Source organism: Pseudomonas sp. 3HC3 (assembly GCF_044904505.1).
Taxonomy (GTDB): Bacteria; Pseudomonadota; Gammaproteobacteria; order Pseudomonadales; family Pseudomonadaceae; genus Aquipseudomonas; species Aquipseudomonas putida_Y.
This window is the reverse complement of the sequence record NZ_JADDRH010000009.1, coordinates 62,691-81,236: the sequence shown is the minus strand read 5'-3', so window position 1 is coordinate 81,236 and position 18,546 is coordinate 62,691. Positions and strand designations below refer to the sequence as shown.

13 protein-coding genes are annotated in these 18,546 nt (G+C 59.7%); 3 read left to right on the top strand and 10 right to left on the bottom strand.

Annotated elements, in window-relative coordinates:
• Nucleotides 1–25: 25 nt before the first annotated feature.
• The gene (locus tag INQ47_RS14615; protein ID WP_404701980.1) at nucleotides 26–4,903 is read left to right on the top strand and encodes a PAS domain S-box protein; all 4,878 of its coding nucleotides are present in this window, start codon (nucleotides 26–28) and stop codon (nucleotides 4,901–4,903) included.
• The gene (locus tag INQ47_RS14610; RefSeq protein WP_404701979.1) at nucleotides 4,893–5,855 is read left to right on the top strand and encodes a diguanylate cyclase domain-containing protein; all 963 of its coding nucleotides are present in this window, start codon (nucleotides 4,893–4,895) and stop codon (nucleotides 5,853–5,855) included. The genes INQ47_RS14615 and INQ47_RS14610 overlap by 11 nt, the downstream gene beginning before the upstream one ends.
• A 174-nt stretch (nucleotides 5,856–6,029) precedes the next feature.
• On the opposite strand, the gene INQ47_RS14605 is transcribed toward INQ47_RS14610, so the two are convergent.
• From INQ47_RS14605 to INQ47_RS14560, 10 genes are all read right to left on the bottom strand, one after another.
• Nucleotides 6,030–6,500: a hemerythrin domain-containing protein gene (locus INQ47_RS14605; RefSeq protein WP_404701978.1), complete on the bottom strand. Its 471-nt coding sequence runs from the start codon at nucleotides 6,498–6,500 to the stop codon at nucleotides 6,030–6,032.
• Nucleotides 6,501–7,057: 557 nt separating this feature from the next.
• Nucleotides 7,058–7,759: a helix-turn-helix transcriptional regulator gene (locus tag INQ47_RS14600; protein WP_404701977.1), complete on the bottom strand. Its 702-nt coding sequence runs from the start codon at nucleotides 7,757–7,759 to the stop codon at nucleotides 7,058–7,060.
• A 185-nt stretch (nucleotides 7,760–7,944) separates the two neighbouring features.
• The gene (gene ppa / locus INQ47_RS14595; protein WP_003255365.1) at nucleotides 7,945–8,472 is read right to left on the bottom strand and encodes an inorganic diphosphatase; all 528 of its coding nucleotides are present in this window, start codon (nucleotides 8,470–8,472) and stop codon (nucleotides 7,945–7,947) included.
• Between the two features lie 92 nt (nucleotides 8,473–8,564).
• Complete coding sequence (locus tag INQ47_RS14590; protein WP_404701976.1) at nucleotides 8,565–9,380, bottom strand: zinc-dependent peptidase; 816 nt, start codon at nucleotides 9,378–9,380, stop codon at nucleotides 8,565–8,567.
• Nucleotides 9,381–9,400: 20 nt separating this feature from the next.
• On the bottom strand, nucleotides 9,401–10,048 hold the full coding sequence (locus INQ47_RS14585) for a DedA family protein (protein WP_021783945.1): 648 nt from the start codon (nucleotides 10,046–10,048) through the stop codon (nucleotides 9,401–9,403).
• A gap of 189 nt (nucleotides 10,049–10,237) precedes the next feature.
• Nucleotides 10,238–10,696, bottom strand: coding sequence for a GNAT family N-acetyltransferase (locus INQ47_RS14580; protein ID WP_021783946.1), 459 nt, complete (start codon nucleotides 10,694–10,696; stop codon nucleotides 10,238–10,240).
• A gap of 108 nt (nucleotides 10,697–10,804) precedes the next feature.
• Complete coding sequence (gene eutC / locus INQ47_RS14575; protein ID WP_404701975.1) at nucleotides 10,805–11,623, bottom strand: ethanolamine ammonia-lyase subunit EutC; 819 nt, start codon at nucleotides 11,621–11,623, stop codon at nucleotides 10,805–10,807.
• Nucleotides 11,624–11,631: 8 nt separating this feature from the next.
• Nucleotides 11,632–13,026, bottom strand: coding sequence for an ethanolamine ammonia-lyase subunit EutB (locus INQ47_RS14570; RefSeq protein ID WP_104886750.1), 1,395 nt, complete (start codon nucleotides 13,024–13,026; stop codon nucleotides 11,632–11,634).
• Nucleotides 13,027–13,072: 46 nt separating this feature from the next.
• The gene (eat, locus tag INQ47_RS14565) at nucleotides 13,073–14,521 is read right to left on the bottom strand and encodes an ethanolamine permease (protein WP_021783949.1); all 1,449 of its coding nucleotides are present in this window, start codon (nucleotides 14,519–14,521) and stop codon (nucleotides 13,073–13,075) included.
• 227 nt (nucleotides 14,522–14,748) lie between these two features.
• Complete coding sequence (locus INQ47_RS14560) at nucleotides 14,749–16,269, bottom strand: aldehyde dehydrogenase family protein (protein ID WP_021783950.1); 1,521 nt, start codon at nucleotides 16,267–16,269, stop codon at nucleotides 14,749–14,751.
• Nucleotides 16,270–16,524: 255 nt separating this feature from the next.
• Here INQ47_RS14560 and INQ47_RS14555 point away from each other — a divergent pair, with 255 nt between their 5' ends.
• On the top strand, nucleotides 16,525–18,540 hold the full coding sequence (locus INQ47_RS14555) for a sigma-54-dependent Fis family transcriptional regulator (protein WP_404701974.1): 2,016 nt from the start codon (nucleotides 16,525–16,527) through the stop codon (nucleotides 18,538–18,540).
• The last annotated feature ends 6 nt before the right edge of the window (nucleotides 18,541–18,546 follow it).

Here is an 18,546-nt window from a genome sequence, read left to right as displayed (position 1 = left end):
GGCCAGCCGCTGATGTGGGGTGAAATTGAAAGATCGTATTCTGAAGCTTGGATCTGTTACAGCGATGATCGCTGTGTTTGTTGCAGGCCTGGCGGTTACCCTTATGGCCTCCTACGTTCTGATGAATCAGAACAGGGCGCATGCCGAGGCTGCATTGACCCGTGCAGTCCAGCGTACAAGTGATGCTGTTGCTGCTCGCATCCATCTTTATGAGTTCGGCTTGAGAGGGGCGCGTGGTGCTCTTCAGGTCATGGGCGAGCAACAGGCCAGCCGTCATGGCTTTTTGACTTACATCAAGACTCGAGACCTCGATACCGAGTTTCCGGGGGCCCGCGGCTTCGGTTTCATTCGTCGCGTTCCAGCCAGTGCCGAAGCGGCTTTCCTGCAAAAGGCCAGGCTCGATGGCAAACCTGATTTCACGATACGCCAGCTTACGCCACATGAGGGCGAGCGCTTCGTCATTCAGTACATCGAGCCTCAGGAGAAGAACCTGGCAGCGGTAGGTTTGGATATCGCGTCAGAAAAGAACAGGCGAGAGGCTGCTGACGCGGCAATGCGCACGGGAGCTGCGCGTCTCACGGGCCCGATCACCCTGGTCCAGGCGACGGGTAAGCCGCTGCAGTCATTCTTGTTCCTGCTGCCGATCTACCGAACGGGAAATACGCCGGATACCGTTGCCGAAAGAATGGCACAAGGTTTTGGTTGGAGTTATGCACCGCTGCTGACCGAGGATGTCCTCGAAGGGCTTCCATTGCCATCTGATGGAGTGTGGTTGCGTTTACGGGATGTGACCGATGTTGCCAGCCCGGTGCAATTCTACGAACTCAAACACAATGGTGGGGATGAGCAGGAGGTCATGCGCACTCATTTGACTCAGGTGGTTTCTGGTCGGCGTTGGGATATCGAGTTGGTTGCATACCCCTCTTTCGTGCAGGAGTTACGCCAGTTCTCCCCCCGCAGTGCCTTTGGCATCGGGCTGTGCAGCACCCTGTTGATCACGGCATTGGTGGGGGTTTTCAGTGTCAGCCGTAGACGTCGACGCGACGTTCTGGCGGAACAGGCCAAGCTCGCGGCCATTGTTGAGAACTCCAACGATGGAATCATTGGCCAGACCCTGGATGGCATCGTCACGGCCTGGAACCATGGCGCCGAGAAGATTTTTGGCTATGGCAGCGACGAGGTACTGGGCCGCACTTTACTGGGCCGGATATTGCCCAGCGAGTTGGCGGACGAGGAAGTGCATTTGCTGGAGAAAATAGCTCGCAGCGAGCGTATCGAGCACTTTGAGACCCGACGAGTGCGTAAAGACGGCCAGTCCTTAGATGTTTCGGTAACAGTCTCGCCTATTTGTGATGCTGCAGGGCGGGTTGTTGGGGCCTCCAAGACCGTTCGCGACATCACCCAGCAGAAGCGGGCAGAGGCACGCATTCTGGAACTGAACGTTGGCCTGGAGCATCAGGTGGCCGAGCGCACGACAGAGCTGCGCGAGCTGAATGCCCTGCTGACCAACGTCCTGCACTCGGCATCACAGGTCTCGATCATCGCGACCGACCTCGAGGGCATCATCACCGTTTTCAACAGAGGGGCTGAGCAATTGCTTGGCTATACGGCCGAGGAAGTCGTTGGCCTTCGCACCCCCGGTATGTTCCATCTGGATGAGGAAATGGCACAACGAGGCGAGGAGTTGAGCCGGGCCTATGGAGAAACGATAGGGGGCTTCCGCGTTTTTGTGCACAAGGCTTCTCTGGGCGAGGCGGAGGTTCGGGAATGGACGTACGTGCGCAAGGACGGCACGCGTTTCAGTGTTACGTTGCTGGTTACCGGCATGCACAATGCCGATGGCAGGTTGAGTGGATACCTGGGTATCGCTATCGATATCAGCCGGCGCAAGCAGGTAGAGGAGCGCTTGGCCGACAGCCTGGCACTGACACAGACCATTCTTGATACAGCCGTCAACCCTGTCATCAGGATCGATCGGACAGGGCTGATTCAGTCTTGCAATCGTGCTACGCAGAACGTTTTCGGCTACCAACCTGACGAGCTTGTCGGCAGTGACGTTGGAGTCTTGTTGCCTGCTTTATTCGAGGGTGACTTGTCGCTCTCGCAGGATGCGCTTGGTGATCCGGCCAGCAGCAATATGACCGGGGTTTCCCGAGAAGTGGAGGCTCGCCGCAAGGATGGGCTTATCTTCCCCGCGCAGGTCACGCTGGGCTGCATGCAGATTGGCGGTCAGCCCATGCTCGTCGCCGTGCTCTTCGATCTTTCCGAACAGCGGCGTCAGCATGATGCCATCGCTTCGGCACGCGACCAGCTGGCCTTGGCTTCGGATGTGGCGAAACTGGGGGTGTGGACGTGGTCTCCCGAAGACGATGATCTGCAGTGGAATGATCGGATGTTCGAGATTTATGAACAGCCGCTCGCCTTGAAAGCGGTTGGCCTGAGTTACAAGCACTGGCAGGAGCGCCTGCACCCCGACGACGCTGAAGTTGCCGCCCGATTGCTACAGGGATTACTTGATGGGAACGGCGTATTCGAGACACTGTTCCGCCTTCAGTTACCCGGTGGCGGTATTCGTTATGTTCAGGCCGCTGCCAGGATCGAGTATGTTGCTGAAACAGGCTGCCGGAAAGTTATAGGCATAAATCGCGATGTCACTGTAGAACATGAGCTGCAGTCACGCTTGTTTCTCGCTAAAGAACAGGCAGACGCGGCCAATGCCGCCAAGAGTGCTTTCCTGGCCAACATGAGCCATGAAATTCGCACACCCATGAATGCTGTGCTGGGCATGCTGCATTTGGTTCAGGCCACAGAGCTTGATGCGCGGCAGCTTGACTATATCCGCAAGGCGCACGGCGCTGCCAAATCGCTTTTGGGGCTGCTCAATGACATTCTTGACTACTCCAAGATCGAAGCCGGCAAGCTGCAGCTCGATCCACATCCCTTCGAGATCAATGGGCTGATGACGGACCTTGCTGCGGTGCTGGGGGGCAACCAGGCAGATAAGGATGTCGAATTGTTGTTCGATCTCGATACCTCATTACCCCCATGCCTGGTGGGCGACAGCCTGCGTCTGCAACAGATTCTTATCAATCTGGCTGGCAATGCGCTCAAGTTCACTGAGCGTGGCGAGATTACCGTTAGCATCAGAGTCTGTGATCGTCGGCCCGATGCTGTTCGGCTGCGAATTTCTGTGACCGATACGGGAATAGGTATCAGCGAGGAGCAACTCCAGCGGATCTTCGACGGGTTCAGCCAGGCCGAGGCCTCCATCAGTCGCCGCTATGGTGGGACGGGCCTGGGGCTGGCGATCTGTAAGCGGCTGATCGAGCTGATGGGCGGCACCCTGAGAGTGGACAGTCAGCCAGGGGCGGGCAGCTGTTTTTGGTTCGAGCTGGAGTTTGCTTTGGCGAATACCATTGAGACAGAGCACACGACAGTTTTTCCTGACCTCAATGTGTTGGTGGTCGACGACAATCACACGGCCCGCGAAGTACTTGCTAGAACTGCTGTCGCGTTAGGATGGCAAGTCGATCAGGCCAGTAGAGGGCGAGAGGCGGTGGAGCGCGTGCTAACTGCCGCGAATGTGCGCCCTTACGATGTAGTGTTGATGGATTGGCGCATGCCGGATGTCGATGGCTTGACTGCTGCTCGCCTTATACGGGACTCGCTCATGGATTCTGCGCCGGTAGTGGTGATGGTTACTGCGCATAGTCACGAGGTGTTCGCGAGTTTACAGCAGGGGCCACAGGAGCCTTATGTTGCGGTCTTGAGCAAGCCAATCACCCCTAAGCAGCTTGCCACTACTGTGGGGCTTGCAGTTTCAGGTACGCAACCTTCCAATGTCACTGGGCCCGTGAGCCCGCTATCCAGGCTAGACGGTATCAAGTTATTGGTGGTTGAGGATAATCCGCTCAATCGCCAGGTGGCTCAGGAACTGTTGGAACTCGAGGGGGCCAAAGTGACGTTGGCTGAGGGGGGGCAGCAGGGTGTCGAGGCCGTGTTGAATGGCGTGCAAACCTTCGATGCGGTACTGATGGATATCCAGATGCCTGACATGGACGGGCTGGAGGCAACCCGTCGGATTCGTCAAAGCCCCCTTCATTGGGGCTTGCCTATTGTCGCCATGACTGCAAACGCCTCAACCTCCGAGCGTGAGGCGTGCCTGGCCGCAGGAATGAATGAACATGTAGGCAAACCTGTTGATCTGGAAAACCTTGTAGCGGTTCTCAGGAAGCTGCTGGACCGAGAGGTGCCTGTCCGGCCGGCCATTCAATCGAGCGACTCGCCGAGCGATGAGTCAACCGAGAGTGTGTTGCGGCGCTTCGGCGGTAACTTGACACTGTTGCGTAATGTGCTGCAGCGTTTTCCAGATGAGATGCGACAAAATCTTGATAAACTGGAGCGGCACTGCAGCAACGGCGAAAAGGCCGGTGTGTTGATGCAATTGCACACCATCAAGGGCAGTGCCGGCACCATGGGTGCTAGTGGGCTATCCGCGCTGGCTGCCGAACTGGAGCAGCGCCTCCTGCAGGCGTCGCCGGAGGAGGGGCAGTCGTTCATGGCCAATCCTCGGTGGCTATCGCACCTGCACATGCAACTCGCGTCTGACTGCACACGGCTCAATCTTGCCTTTGTCAGTCCCGTGGTGTTCGCTACTGAACGACCACTTGCATTCACGGACAGGGACTTGGACAGTGAATTGGGTGGCCTGCGAGCGCTGTTGGTCAGCAGCAATCTCGTCGCACTCCAGCGAGCTGAGTCCTTGCAGGATGCGGTACCGTTACACAGCAAAGCGATCTTTGACGCGCTTAAGCAGGCCGTCGACGATCTAGATTTCCAGTCAGCCACCCTGTGGTGCGATAAGCTGACCGACTCACTCAAAAGGAATGTTGATGGACGATGAATCTGGACATCCAAAGGTCAAGCCGCGTTTATTGATCGTGGATGACCAGGCACTCAATATCCACGCGCTGAATGAGTTGTTTCGTGCTGACCATGAAATTTACATGGCCATGGATGGAAATAAGGCAGTGGATATGGCCCTGACACAGTTCCCGGATTTGATCCTGCTCGATGTGATGCTCCCCGGCATAGACGGCTATGAGGTATGTCGTCGACTTAAGGCCAGTCCGTTGACGGCGGGCATTCCTGTGATATTCGTAACCGCCAAGGGGGAAGAGGCGGACGAGGCAAAAGGACTTGAACTTGGTGCTGTTGACTACATTAGCAAGCCATTTCATCCCGGTATTGCCCGCGCTCGGGTAAAAACCCATCTGACTTTGAAGTTGCAAAGCGACTACTTGAAGAGCCAGGCGTCGATCGACGGTTTGACAGGCATAGCCAACCGACGAGTGTTCGAGCAACACCTCCATGCAGCTTGGAGTCACTTGTGCCGTGACGGAGGGTGGCTGGGTCTGATTCTTGTCGACATCGATTACTTCAAACGCTTCAATGACCACTATGGGCATCTAGCGGGGGACCAGTGCCTGCGCCTTGTTGCAGCGGCTCTGGACAGTGGGATCAGACGACCTTTGGATATGGTTGCGCGCTATGGCGGTGAAGAGTTTGTCTGCGTTCTGCCCGGCACCCACCTCAGTGGCGCCGCTACCGTTGCTCAGCAGTTATCTGATGCTGTGGAGAATCTGAAGATCCCTCATGTGGAGTCATTGGTCGCTGACCGGGTGACTATTTCACAAGGTGTAGCCTGTCTCCAGCCTAAGCAGGGGCAGGACGCACATCAGCTTGTAGGCCTGGCAGATCAAGCTTTGTATCAGGCCAAGGAGAATGGCAGAGCAAGGTTCAGGCTTTCTGAGGTATGCAACAGCAAGCTGCAAAGTCCTTCAGTCGGTCACTGATAGTACGCATCGGAATGAGCGTCAAGAATGTGCTCTCTGGAACCCTATCGTATGCGTCCGGCTAATCCACCTTACGGTAAATTGCCATAGGAGGGTATATGTCCCATCGGGTATCAGTGCAATAAAGTTGCGAGCTCGAGTATTAAGCAGTGCCCTGATTTTAATACACGATATTTAAAGTGCTGACTGGTGCCATTGAAGCTTTATTTCCTGCCATTGGGTGTCTGACAACCACTTGTCTGCCACCGGAAAGAAAATATTCTCCTCAGCATCCATATGATCATAGTATTTCTTGATGAAGTCTTCGATCGTGTCGGAGATTACTCTCGCTTCCTGCGTTGAGTGCTCCAACATCTTGAGTTGTCCGGCAATTCGCTTGAAGGCTTGATGATCTTGCTCGATATCCTTGACCCGTTGGTGGATCGGGGCCTCGGTCGCCAGCAAGGCCAGCCGAATAAGCTCTTCGTTTTCATGGTGGTGCCGCTCTGCATCACCATGCAAGGCTTCCAGTTGCTTAAATAACAGCTTGCGGTCATCGGCACCCGCAGATCCGTGCCTTATCCTCTCCAGTAACTCTTTGATCTGATTAATTTTGGTGGCCACCTCATGATGATAGGCGTGCAGCTCTTTCAACAAGGCGTTCATATTAAATCCTCATCGCCACATCAAGCCTTCACAGATTAAATATCATTAATCAGCAGTCTTCGAGGGTAGCAGCAGGTGTCGGCTTGCATCTAATCATTTTATTATAGTCTGGCGCGAAACGCTCACCTCAAAAAAATCCTCTTCATTGGAAGATTTCGAAATATCAACTTGATGTCCATATACGCTGCAAGAAAAAGCAGGCACACCAAGACCGCTTGCGACAGCGGGGGGGCTGAGCGCAACTGGAGGTGCAAGTGGCTTCGTTCTATGGGCTGAGGTAGGTGTTGGAAAGCCGCGGATTGTGAACGCTTTTTAAAGGCTTGTTGAATTAAAAAGCCGGCTTGTGGCCGGCTTCTCGGGGACGCTTCCGACTAATTTATGGTAAGCCGCAATCGCCTTAACTGTGTGGCCATCAAGGGCCTGAAAGAGATGGCAGATGCCCGTGTGGGATATCGCCGAGCCCTCTGGACCGCGGCTTGCGCCGGTCGGGGCTTAATGTGCGGCGTAGCATACAAGGGCGGGCGCAGGATGCCCAGCAAAAAATTGCGCAGGGTGCTTCAACTGGGCCGCTGCTGGCGCAAATGTGACCAGTGGAACACCCAGCCAAGAATTTCCAGGCCCTGCGCCTGGCGCTGAGCAGGGGTGTATCGTTCGACCGCATAGTTGCGCCGGTCATGGCTGTGCAGGTACAGGGTGTCGTGCGGGCCAAGACTGAGGTTGTTCACCCTGAGCATGCCGTTTTGCAGCAGGGCATAGGTTTCGCCCTCGACCACCTGGGTCATGCCCAAGTCGATGGCCAGCGTAGCTTGCAGCGGAATCAGCGGGAGCATGTTGCTGGCCGGCATTGCCAGGCAGATTGCGTTGCCGGCTTGCACACCCAAGCCCTTCAGGGTGTTTGCCGGCAAGCGCAGGTGCTTGCTGCCCACCGGCGACAGCAAGCCGTTGTGCACTTCGTAGTAGGGCACCTTCAGTACCCGGCCACGATGTTCCGAAAGCGGGGTAAGCGGGTTGGCGGGCACTGGCCGTGGACAACCGTTACGCAGGAACGGGTTGGGGTGTTTGGGGCCTTCACCGGTACGCAGCCAACGGCGGTGCACACAGAACAGATCGGCCAGTTCGTCCAGCCGGGCCAAAGGCACGCCGCGTTTGAACCAGTTGTTGACGTGCTGTGCTGTGACGCTGCGCTGAGCGGCGAAATCGGAAGGGGTCAGGCCACATTCATGGAGCAGGGCTCTGAGTCGGTCGCCAGAAGTGTTCATGGCTGCGAGTGTAGCGGCGAGTTGCCAGCAAGGATATGAACCGGATGTTGACTGAACTTGTAAGAAAAGATGCTGCTTGTAGGATGCTGGTGTAGGACTGTGTAGGATTTATTCTCGGCAATGCGCGCGTTGCCCATTCAGGCATAAAAAAACCCCGCCAAAGCGGGGTTTTTCTGCAGTCGGAATCAGCCCTTGTAGGCAGCGACCGATTTGGTGATCGCGGCACGGGCGGCGTCGGCGCCTTCCCAGCCTTCGATCTTGACCCACTTGCCCTTCTCGAGATCTTTGTAGTTGGCAAAGAAGTGCTCGATCTGCTGGATCAGCAGGGCTGGCAGGTCGGTGTATTCCTTGACGTCAACGTACAGCTGCGACAGCTTGTCGTGAGGAACAGCGATGACCTTGGCGTCGCCGCCACCGTCGTCGGTCATGTTCAGCACGCCGACCGGACGGGCGCGGATAACCGAGCCTGGGGCCACCGGGTAAGGGGTAACCACCAGCACGTCCAGCGGATCACCGTCGTCAGCCAGGGTGTTCGGGATGAAGCCATAGTTGGCTGGGTAGAACATTGGGGTAGCCATGAAACGGTCGACGAACAGTGTGTCGCTGTCCTTGTCGATTTCGTATTTGATCGGCGCGTGGTTGGCCGGGATCTCGATGGCGACGTAGATGTCGTTCGGCAGGTCTTTGCCCGCCGGAATCTTGCTGTAGCTCATTGGGCAGTGCCCCCGTGTTTGACCAAAAAGTGGCGGCGATTATAGGCACATTCTGCCGGGGCATGCCACGCTTGGCCTGATGTGCGGGCCCGTCAGGCGTGGCTTTCGCGGTACTCGGGGTGTTCCGCCTGCAGCCGGCACAGGCGCGCCATCGGGTCTTGCCGGTAGAACAGCGACAATTGTTGGTAGACCCGTGGATAAGCCTGATGTAGCAGGTCGGGGGCACTAAAGAAGTACTCGCTGGTAACGGCAAAGAACTCCGCCGGGTTTTCCGCAGCATAGGGGTCGATGGCGGTTTCGGCGTCGGGGTTGGCATCCAGTTGCTGGTTGAGATCGTCGTAAGCCTGCTGCATGGCGCTTGCCCACTCATCAACTGGCATGCCGCTGTGCAACGGTGGCAGGCCGTTGGCATCGCCATTGAGCATGTCAAGCTTGTGCGCCAGCTCATGGATGACCAGGTTGTAGGCCTCCCAGCCACCACTGGCCAGCACGCCGTTCCAGGCCAGGATGATCGGTCCCTGCTGCCAGGCTTCGCCACTGTGCTCGCCGTCCCATACATGCTCCACGCCACTGGCATCGCGGTGGCGCTGGGGGCTCTTGAAGTCGTCGGGGTACAGAATGATTTCGTGGAAGCCTTGGTACCAGTTCAGCTCACCCAGGTGAAGCAGCGGTAACTGTGCCTGGGCAGCCAGCAACAGGCGCTGCTCGTCGTCCAGTTCGACACCGGGCAGGCAGGTGAGGTGCTTGTCGAGCAGGAACAGGATGCAGGCTTCGCGCAGCCAGTGGTCTTCAGCGTCGCTGATGCCGTCCAGCATCGGCAGCCGCTCGCGTACGGCCTGCCATTGCTGTGGCGTGATCGGGTAACGCGCCAGAGTACGCTTGCGCCGCCAGGCGCTGAATGACCACATGCCGTTCGTTCTTTACCTGTTCAGTGAGCCTTGGCCGTACGGCCCAGGCGCCCACGCAGCAAGCCGATGATCATCGGCACCAGCGACAGGATGATGATGCCCACGACCATCAGCGACAGGTGCTGCTTGATGAACGGCACGTTGCCGAAGAAGTAGCCCAAGGTGACCAGGCCGCCGACCCATAGCAGCGAACCGGCAACGCTGAAGCCGAGGAAGCGTGGGTAGTGCATGTGAGCGATGCCCGCGACGAACGGTGCAAAGGTACGCAAGATAGGCAGGAAGCGCGCCATGGTCACGGTCTTGCCGCCATGGCGTTCATAGAAATCGTGGGTACGCTGCAGGTAGTCGCGGCGGAAGATCTTGGAGTTGGGGTTGTTGAACAAACGCTCGCCGACCGTTCGGCCGATCACGTAATTGGTGCTGTCGCCCAGGATTGCAGCGGCCATCAGCAGGCCGGCCAGCAGCACCGGGTCCATGCCACCACCCGCCGCAACGGCGCCGGCGATGAACAGCAGCGAGTCGCCCGGCAGGAATGGCATGACTACCAGGCCGGTTTCGCAGAAGATCACGGTGAACAGGATGGCGTAGATCCAGGGACCGTAGTTGGTGACCAGCAGATCGAGGTAGGCATCGAGATGCAGGATAAGGTCCAGCGGGTTGAAATCCATGTACAGCACCTGTGTTCTTGGGCGTAGGCTTGGTTACCGGGGGAGGGGTAAATTTTCACACATGACAGGTGCGCCATTATACGGCTAAGTGAGGATCATGCCCGAGGAGTTTGTAGCGGGGGGTTACGGTAGAGGGGTATTCCTTTACCAGCCTCTTAGCGGGCACACCCGCTAAGAGGCTGGTGCCGGTCAATCCTGACTGATCGGCAGAATGTAGCTCTTGAACTCGGTATCCTCGCGAAAACCGATGGATTCGTAAGTCTTGTGCGCCACTTCATTGTTCGCGCTGGTCGACACCCGCATGCGCACAGCATTGGTCTCTTTGGCCATTTTCTTCGCTTCGCGAATCAGGTGGTCGGCCACCAGCATGCGCCGGGAGTCCTCAGCTACATAGATATCGTTGAGAATCCATACCCGCTTCAACGACAGCGACGAGTAGCTCGGGTACAGCTGGCAAAAGCCCAGCAGTTTGCCGTCGTCATCATCCGGAAGTGCCAGGTAAATCACCGATTCATCCCGCTTCAGGCGCTTTTCCAAAAAGTTGCGCGAGCTGTCGGGGTAGGGCAACTGCCCATAGAATTCACGGTATTTGACGAACAACGGCGTGATCAGGTCGAGGTGTTCCAGGGTTGCCTTGATGATGCGCATGTGCGGCCCTCAGAGTCCATTTGGGAAACAGCGGAATGCCAGCAGCGTTCAAGGGCATGCTGCCCCAATGCACGGCACAAGTGCAATCCGCCTTCCGTGACAGGTTTTTTACCCTTTGCCGAGCAGGAAGTTACCTTTCTGGCTGGCGCTGTCTTCATTCTCCAGGCTATGTACCTCGGCTTCGTCCTTCAGATTCACCCCGGAAAGCTGGCGCCGGCAGGCTTCGCGCATCAAGTACAACAGGCGGTGCGCTGCCATGCCATAGCTCAGCCCCTCCAGGCGGATATTGGAAATGCAGTTGCGGTAGGCATCGGTCAGGCCGACCTTGGGTGCATAGGTGAAATACAGGCCAAGGCTGTCGGGCGAGCTCAGCCCCGGGCGTTCACCGATCAGCATCACCGTCATCCGGGCGCCCAGCAGTTCGCCGACCTCGTCGGCCACTGCCACACGGCCCTGCTGCACCAGCACCACCGGGGCGCTGGTCCAGCAGTCGGCGGCAGCCTGTTCCTCAAAGCGGGTCAGGAACGGTAGTGTGTGGCGATGCACGGCCAATGCCGAGAGGCCGTCAGCCACCACGATGGCCAGGTCGACGCCGCCGGGGTTGGCCTGGGCGTGCTGGCGAAGGGTCGCAATCGAGTCTTCGTTCAGCCGGCGGCCAAGGTCCGGCCGCTGCAGGTACTGGTGGCGGTCGCTGGCAGCGCTGTGCAACACCAGGCTTTCGCGCCCGCGGTCACTCAGCTGGCTGGCCAGGCCGGCGTGGTCGAAAGCCAGGTGCACGGCATCACGTGCCTGGGCATGGGCGAACTGGAAGTCCAACTGCGCCCCGGTCGGCAGGCTGGTGCCGGTGCGGCCCAGGGCGATGCGCGCCGGGGTCAGGTTGCGAAGGGCCAGCCAAGGGTTGTCGGGGGTAGGCGTGCGATGGTCCATGGTCATCCCTATGCAAGCTGTGCCAAGGCCTGGCGGAAGGCCGGCGGCAGGTTGTCACCGAAACGCACCCGGCCGTCGGCCTGGGTGAAAATGCCGGTGCGGGCCAGCCATGCCTCGAATTCCGGCCCGGGCTTCAGGCCCAGGGTCTGGCGCGCGTACAGCGCGTCATGGAACGAGGTGGTCTGGTAGTTGAGCATGATGTCGTCGGAGCCGGGGATGCCCATGATGAAGTTGATGCCGGCCACACCCAGCAGCGTCAGCAAGGTGTCCATGTCGTCCTGATCGGCTTCGGCATGGTTGGTGTAGCAGATATCGCAACCCATCGGCACGCCCAGCAGTTTGCCGCAGAAATGGTCTTCGAGGCCGGCGCGGATGATCTGCTTGCCGTTGTACAGGTATTCCGGGCCAATGAAACCGACCACGGTGTTGACCAGGAACGGCTTGAAGTGACGGGCCACGGCATAGGCGCGGGTTTCGCAGGTCTGCTGGTCGACGCCGTGGTGGGCGTTGGCCGAGAGTGCGCTGCCTTGGCCGGTTTCGAAATACATCAGGTTTTGCCCGAGGGTGCCACGTTTCAGTGACAGACCTGCTTCGTAGCCTTCCTGCAACACGTTCAGGTTGATGCCGAAGCCGGCGTTGGCCGCCTCTGTGCCGGCGATGGACTGGAACACCAGGTCCAGCGGCACACCGCGGTTGATCGCTTCGATCGAGGTGGTGACGTGGGTCAGTACGCAGGACTGGGTGGGGATGTCGTAGCGCTGGATGATGGCGTCGAGCATTTCCAGCAGGGCGCAGATCGAAGCGATGCTGTCGGTGGCCGGGTTGATGCCGATCATGGCGTCGCCGTTGCCGTACAGCAAGCCGTCGAGAATACTGGCGGCAATACCGGCCGGTTCGTCTGTCGGGTGGTTGGGTTGCAGCCGGGTCGACAGGCGCCCGCGCAGGCCCATGGTGCCGCGGAACCGGGTGACCACGCGGATTTTCTGCGCCACCAGCACCAGGTCCTGCACGCGCATGATCTTCGACACGGCAGCGGCCATTTCCGGGGTCAGCCCGGGCGCCAGGGCGCGCAGGCTGTCTTCATTGGCTTCCTCGCTCAGCAGCCAGTCGCGCAGGCCACCCACGGTCAGGTGGCTGACCGGGGCGAAGGCCTGGGCATCGTGGGTGTCGATGATCAGGCGGGTAACTTCATCTGCTTCGTAAGGGATCAGTGCTTCATTGAGAAAGTGCGTCAGCGGAATATTGGCCAAAGCCATCTGCGCGGCGACGCGCTCGGCGTCGTTGCTGGCCGCCACGCCTGCCAGGCAGTCCCCGGAGCGTGCCGGGCTGGCCTTGGCCATCACGTCCTTGAGGCTGTCGAAGCGGTAGACCAAGTGGCCGACCGTGTGTACGAAACTTGCCATACAGAATCTCCAGAGCCGCGGGTTGCCCCGCGGCGGGTGGCGGCGATCAGTGCAGGGCCTCTTCGGCCTTCTGTATCGCGGCGAATTCCTCTTCCGGTGTGCCCGCAACCAGGTGGTGGCGGCTGTAGAAAGCAAAGTAGGCAATTAATACCGCATAGATCACTGCAGCGCCAATGACTACCCGCGGGTCAACCAGGAATCCGGCGACCACGGCGATGCACGCCAGCACCAGGGCCAGACCGGAGGTGAAGATGCCACCCGGGGTGCGGTAGGGGCGTTCCATCTTTGGCCGGCGGATGCGCAGGGTGATGTGCGCAGCCATCATCAGCACGTAAGACAGGGTAGCGCCAAACACTGCCACCAGGATCAGCAAGTCACCCTGGCCCGTCAGCGACAGGGCAAAGCCGATGATGCCCGGGATGACCAAGGCCATTACCGGGGCCTTGCTCTTGTTGGTTTCCGACAGTTTGCGCGGCAGGTAACCGGCGCGGGACAGGGCGAAGATCTGCCGGGAATAGGCATAGATGATCGAGAAGAAGCTGGCGATCAGCCCGGCCAGACCGACCAGGTTGACGAAGCCGCCCATCCAGGTGGAGCCGCCGTAGGCCTTCGACAGGGCTTCGACCAGCGGGTTACCGGAGGCCTTCAGCGCCTCGGAGCCTGCGCCGCCCGGGCCGACCACCAGGATCAGCAAGGCGAAGGCCAGCAGTACCAGCATGGCACCGATCAGGCCGCGAGGCAGGTCACGCTTGGGGTTCTTGGTTTCTTCTGCGGCCAGCGGCACGCCTTCGACGGCAAGGAAGAACCAGATGGCGTAGGGGATGGCTGCCCACACGCCGACATAGCCGAACGGCAGGAAGCTGCTGGCGCCGACGGCGTCCGTTTTGGCGATGTCGAACAGGTTGGCCGCATCAAAATGGGGCACCATGCCTATCAGGAATACGGCCAGGGCAATGGCGGCAATGGCGGTGATGATGAACATCAGCTTCAGTGCCTCACCCACGCCGAAAATGTGGATGCTGATGAACACGATGTAGAACGCCAGGTAGATCATCCAGCCGCCGATACCGAACAGCGATTGGCAGTAGGCGCCGATGAACACCGCGATGGCGGCAGGGGCGATGGCGTATTCGATAAGGATCGCCGTGCCGGTCAGAAAGCCGCCCCACGGGCCGAAGGCACTGCGGGCAAAGCCGTAGCCGCCGCCAGCGGTGGGGATCATCGACGACAGCTCGGCCAGCGAGAAGCACATGCACAGGTACATGGTGGCCATCAGCAAGGTGGCCAGGAACATGCCACCCCAGCCGCCCTGCGCCAGGCCGAAGTTCCAGCCAGCGTAGTCGCCGGAAATGACGTAAGCCACGCCCAGGCCGACCAGCAGTACCCAGCCGGCGGCGCCTTTTTTCAGTTCACGTTGCTGGAAATAGTCAGAGCCGACTTTCTCGAAGTCGACGGAAGAGCCTGCCGGCGATCCGGCGGAATGTTCGCTTGGCATAGATTCACCTGTTGTTTTTCTTGGTGGCCGGAAGGGTTCCGGACCGATGGTGATGGGTGCTGCAGGAAGCGAGCCAGAGCGGCTGGTGCACGGTTGCCGCCCTGGGTTTTGTGTAAAGCAGGTCCGGCCTCTTCGCGGGCTTGCCCGCTCCCACAGGTACCGCACCGGTTCTGGAACCAACGGTGAACCTGTAGGAGCGGGTTTACCCGCGAAGAAGGCGACGCGGTCTAGAAGAAGCCCAACGGATTGATGTCGTAGCTCACCAGCAGGTTCTTGGTCTGCTGATAGTGATCCAGCATCATTTTGTGCGTCTCACGCCCGACCCCCGACTTCTTGTACCCGCCGAACGCGGCATGCGCCGGGTACAGGTGGTAGCAGTTGGTCCACACACGGCCAGCCTTGATGCCGCGGCCCATGCGGTAGGCACGGTTGATGTCGCGGGTCCACACGCCGGCGCCCAGGCCGAACTCGGTGTCGTTGGCAATCGCCAGTGCCTCGGCTTCGTCCTTGAAGGTGGTGACGCTGACCACCGGGCCGAAGATTTCTTCCTGGAACACGCGCATCTTGTTGTTGCCCTTGAGCAGGGTCGGCTGGATGTAGTAACCGGTAGCCAGCGCACCTTCCAGCTTCTCGACCTTGCCGCCGGTGAGCAGCTCGGCGCCTTCGTCCTGGGCAATCTGCAGGTACGAGAGGATCTTTTCGAACTGCTGCTGCGAGGCCTGGGCGCCGACCATGGTGTCGGTGTCCAGCGGGTCGCCGCGCTTGATCTGCAGCACCTTCTTCATCACCACTTCCATGAACTGCGGGTAGATCGACTCTTGCACCAGGGCACGCGACGGGCAGGTGCACACTTCACCCTGGTTGAAGAACGCCAGCACCATGCCTTCTGCCGCCTTCTCGATGAAGCTTGGCTCGGCCTGCATGATGTCTTCGAAGTACACGTTCGGCGACTTGCCACCCAGTTCGACGGTGGACGGGATGATGTTCTCGGCCGCGCATTTCATGATGTGCGAGCCCACCGGGGTAGAGCCGGTGAAGGCGATCTTGGCGATGCGCTTGCTGGTGGCCAGGGCTTCACCGGCTTCGCGGCCGTAGCCTTGCACCACGTTGAGCACGCCAGGTGGCAACAGGTCGCCAATGACTTCGAGCAGGACGGTAATGCCCAGCGGCGTCTGTTCGGCAGGCTTGAGCACCACGCAGTTACCAGCGGCCAGTGCCGGGGCAAGCTTCCAGGCAGCCATCAGGATCGGGAAGTTCCAGGGGATGATCTGCCCGACCACGCCCAGTGGCTCGTGGATGTGGTAGGCCACGGTGCCTTCATTGATTTCGGCAGCACCGCCTTCCTGGGCGCGGATGCAGCCAGCGAAATATCGGAAGTGGTCGACTGCCAGCGGAATGTCGGCGTTGAGGGTTTCGCGGATCGGCTTGCCGTTGTCCCAGGTTTCGGTGATGGCCAGCAGTTCGAGGTTCTGCTCGATACGGTCGGCAATCCTCAGCAGAACGTTGGAACGATCCTGCACTGAAGTGCGGCCCCAGGCGTCGGCCGCAGCATGGGCGGCATCCAGGGCTTTCTCGATGTCTTCGGCAGTAGAGCGGGGGAATTCAGCGATCAGCTTGCCATTCACCGGGGAGGTATTTTCGAAGTACTGCCCCTTTACCGGAGCAACGAACTCACCACCGATGTAGTTGCCGTAGCGGTTCTTGAAGGAAACCTTCGCGCCCTCGGTACCGGGATGTGCATAACGCATGGTGTGTCTCCTTGGTATTGTGCTTTTTAGGGAGTTGAAAAGCATAGAGCAAGGGTTGGGCCAGTGTTGGCCGTGCCAGGCAAATCAATGACTTGGGTCGTTTTTACCGGCCCTCTCAAAGAGGGGGTGTGCCGGCGTCGGTACGCCAGGGGTGACACTTTGTGCCGTTTGCGACACGTCATCGGTGTGTGCATTGCAAAGCCTACCCGGGTGGAGGATGCTGGGCTGACGCTCTATCTGCGGAGAATTACAACAATGCAGAGCAATCACTTCACTCGCCATGCCCGGCAGGTCCATAGCGTTGCCCATGGTGGGGCCGGGGAGGGCGGCAGTGACCCGTCCATCGCCCGTTCCTGGCTGCGCTGCCTGGAGGACTACCACCTCGACCCGGCGGTGATCGAAGCCCCGGTGGTGCTTGAGCATGGGCGCCTGCTGGAAAGCCGCGAGCGCCTGCACCAGGTGCTGCAAATTGCCGACCATGAAATGAACAGCCTGCACCAGCAGCTTTCCGGCGCGGGCCACGCGGTGCTGCTGACCGACGCCCGCGGGGTGATCCTCAACTGCGTCAGTGCCCCCACCGAGCGGCGCAGCTTCGAACAGGCCGGGCTGTGGCTGGGCGCCGACTGGAGCGAGGCGCGCGAGGGCACCAATGGCATCGGCACCTGCCTGGTCGAACGCCAGGCGCTGACCATCCACCAGAACGAGCACTTCCGTGGCCGTCACACCGGCCTGACCTGCTCGGCCAGCCCGGTGTTCGACCCGCATGGCGAACTGCTGGCGGTACTCGACGTGTCCTCTGCCCGCCCCGACGTATCGCGGCAAAGCCAGTTCCACACCATGGCATTGGTCAACCTGTCGGCGAAGATGATCGAGAGCTGCTATTTCCTGCGCCATTTCGAGCAGCAATGGTTATTGCGTTTTCACCTGCAAGCCGAGTCGGTCGGCCTGTTCAGCGAAGGCTTGCTGGCGTTCGACGGCGATGGCCGCATTTGCGCTGCCAACCAAAGCGCACTGAACCTGCTGGGCACGGTACGGGGTGGCGTGCTGGGCAAACCGTTGGAGTGCTTTTTTGCGTGCAGCCATGACGAAATGTTCAGCCGTGCCACGCCCGGCGGCAGCACTGTCTGGCCGCTGCGCACCCTGGATGGTCGCCAGGTGTTCGCCAGCCTGCGGGGGCAGGCCCGGGCGCCGGTTTGGTCAGTGCCGGCCGCCCAGCCGCGGCCTGCACGTGAAGTGGAGCCGCTGGTCTGTCTGCTGGACCCTGCGTTGCAAAATGATTTCCGCCGCAGCGTGCGGGTGTTCGAGCGCGATGTGCCATTGCTGCTGCGCGGCGAGACCGGCTGTGGCAAGGAGGCCTTCGCCCAGGCTGTGCATCAGGCCAGTGAGCGGCGCGGCAAGCCGTTCGTAGCCATCAACTGCGCTTCTATCCCGGAAAGCCTGATCGAGAGTGAGCTGTTCGGGTACCGCGGCGGCAGTTTTACCGGCGCGCGCAAGGAGGGCATGCGCGGCAAGCTGTTGCAGGCCGACGGCGGCACCTTGCTGCTGGACGAGATCGGCGATATGCCGCTTGCCCTGCAAACCCGCCTGCTGCGGGTGCTGGAGGAGCGCCAGGTGGTGCCGATCGGGGGAGAGCCACAGGCGGTGGACGTGCGCATCGTCAGCGCTACGCACCGTGACCTGCTGGAACGGGTTGAACAGGGTAGTTTCCGCGAGGACCTGTATTACCGCCTCAATGGCCTGGAGGTGGCGTTGCCGGCGGTGCGAGAACGCAGTGACAAGGCGCAGTTGCTGGACTTTCTGCTACGCCAGGAGACGCAGGGGCAACGCATAGACATCGAGCCCAGGGCGCGGCAGGCGCTGCTCGAATTTACCTGGCCGGGGAACGTGCGGCAGATGCGCAATGTGCTGCGTACTTTGGTAGCGCTTTGTGAAGATGCCCGCATTACCTTTGCGGACCTCCCCGCAGTCATCCGCACCAGCCCACCTCCCGTGGGGGCGGGCGAGCCCGCGAAGATGTCCTACCAGGCAATAGAGGGCGAGGGCATTGCCCTCGTTGGCGGGCAAGCCCGCTCCCGCAGGTCCGGCGGTGCCGCAGAGATTGAGGATGAATCTGTAGGGAGCGAGGTTCTGCTCGACGCGGAGCGGCAAGCGCTGAAGGAGGTCCTGGAGGCAAAACACTGGCATCTCACCCGCGTCGCCGAGCACTTGGGCATCAGCCGCAATACCTTGTATCGAAAACTGCGCAAACACGGCATTACAAGGGGCGACTGAGCGAAA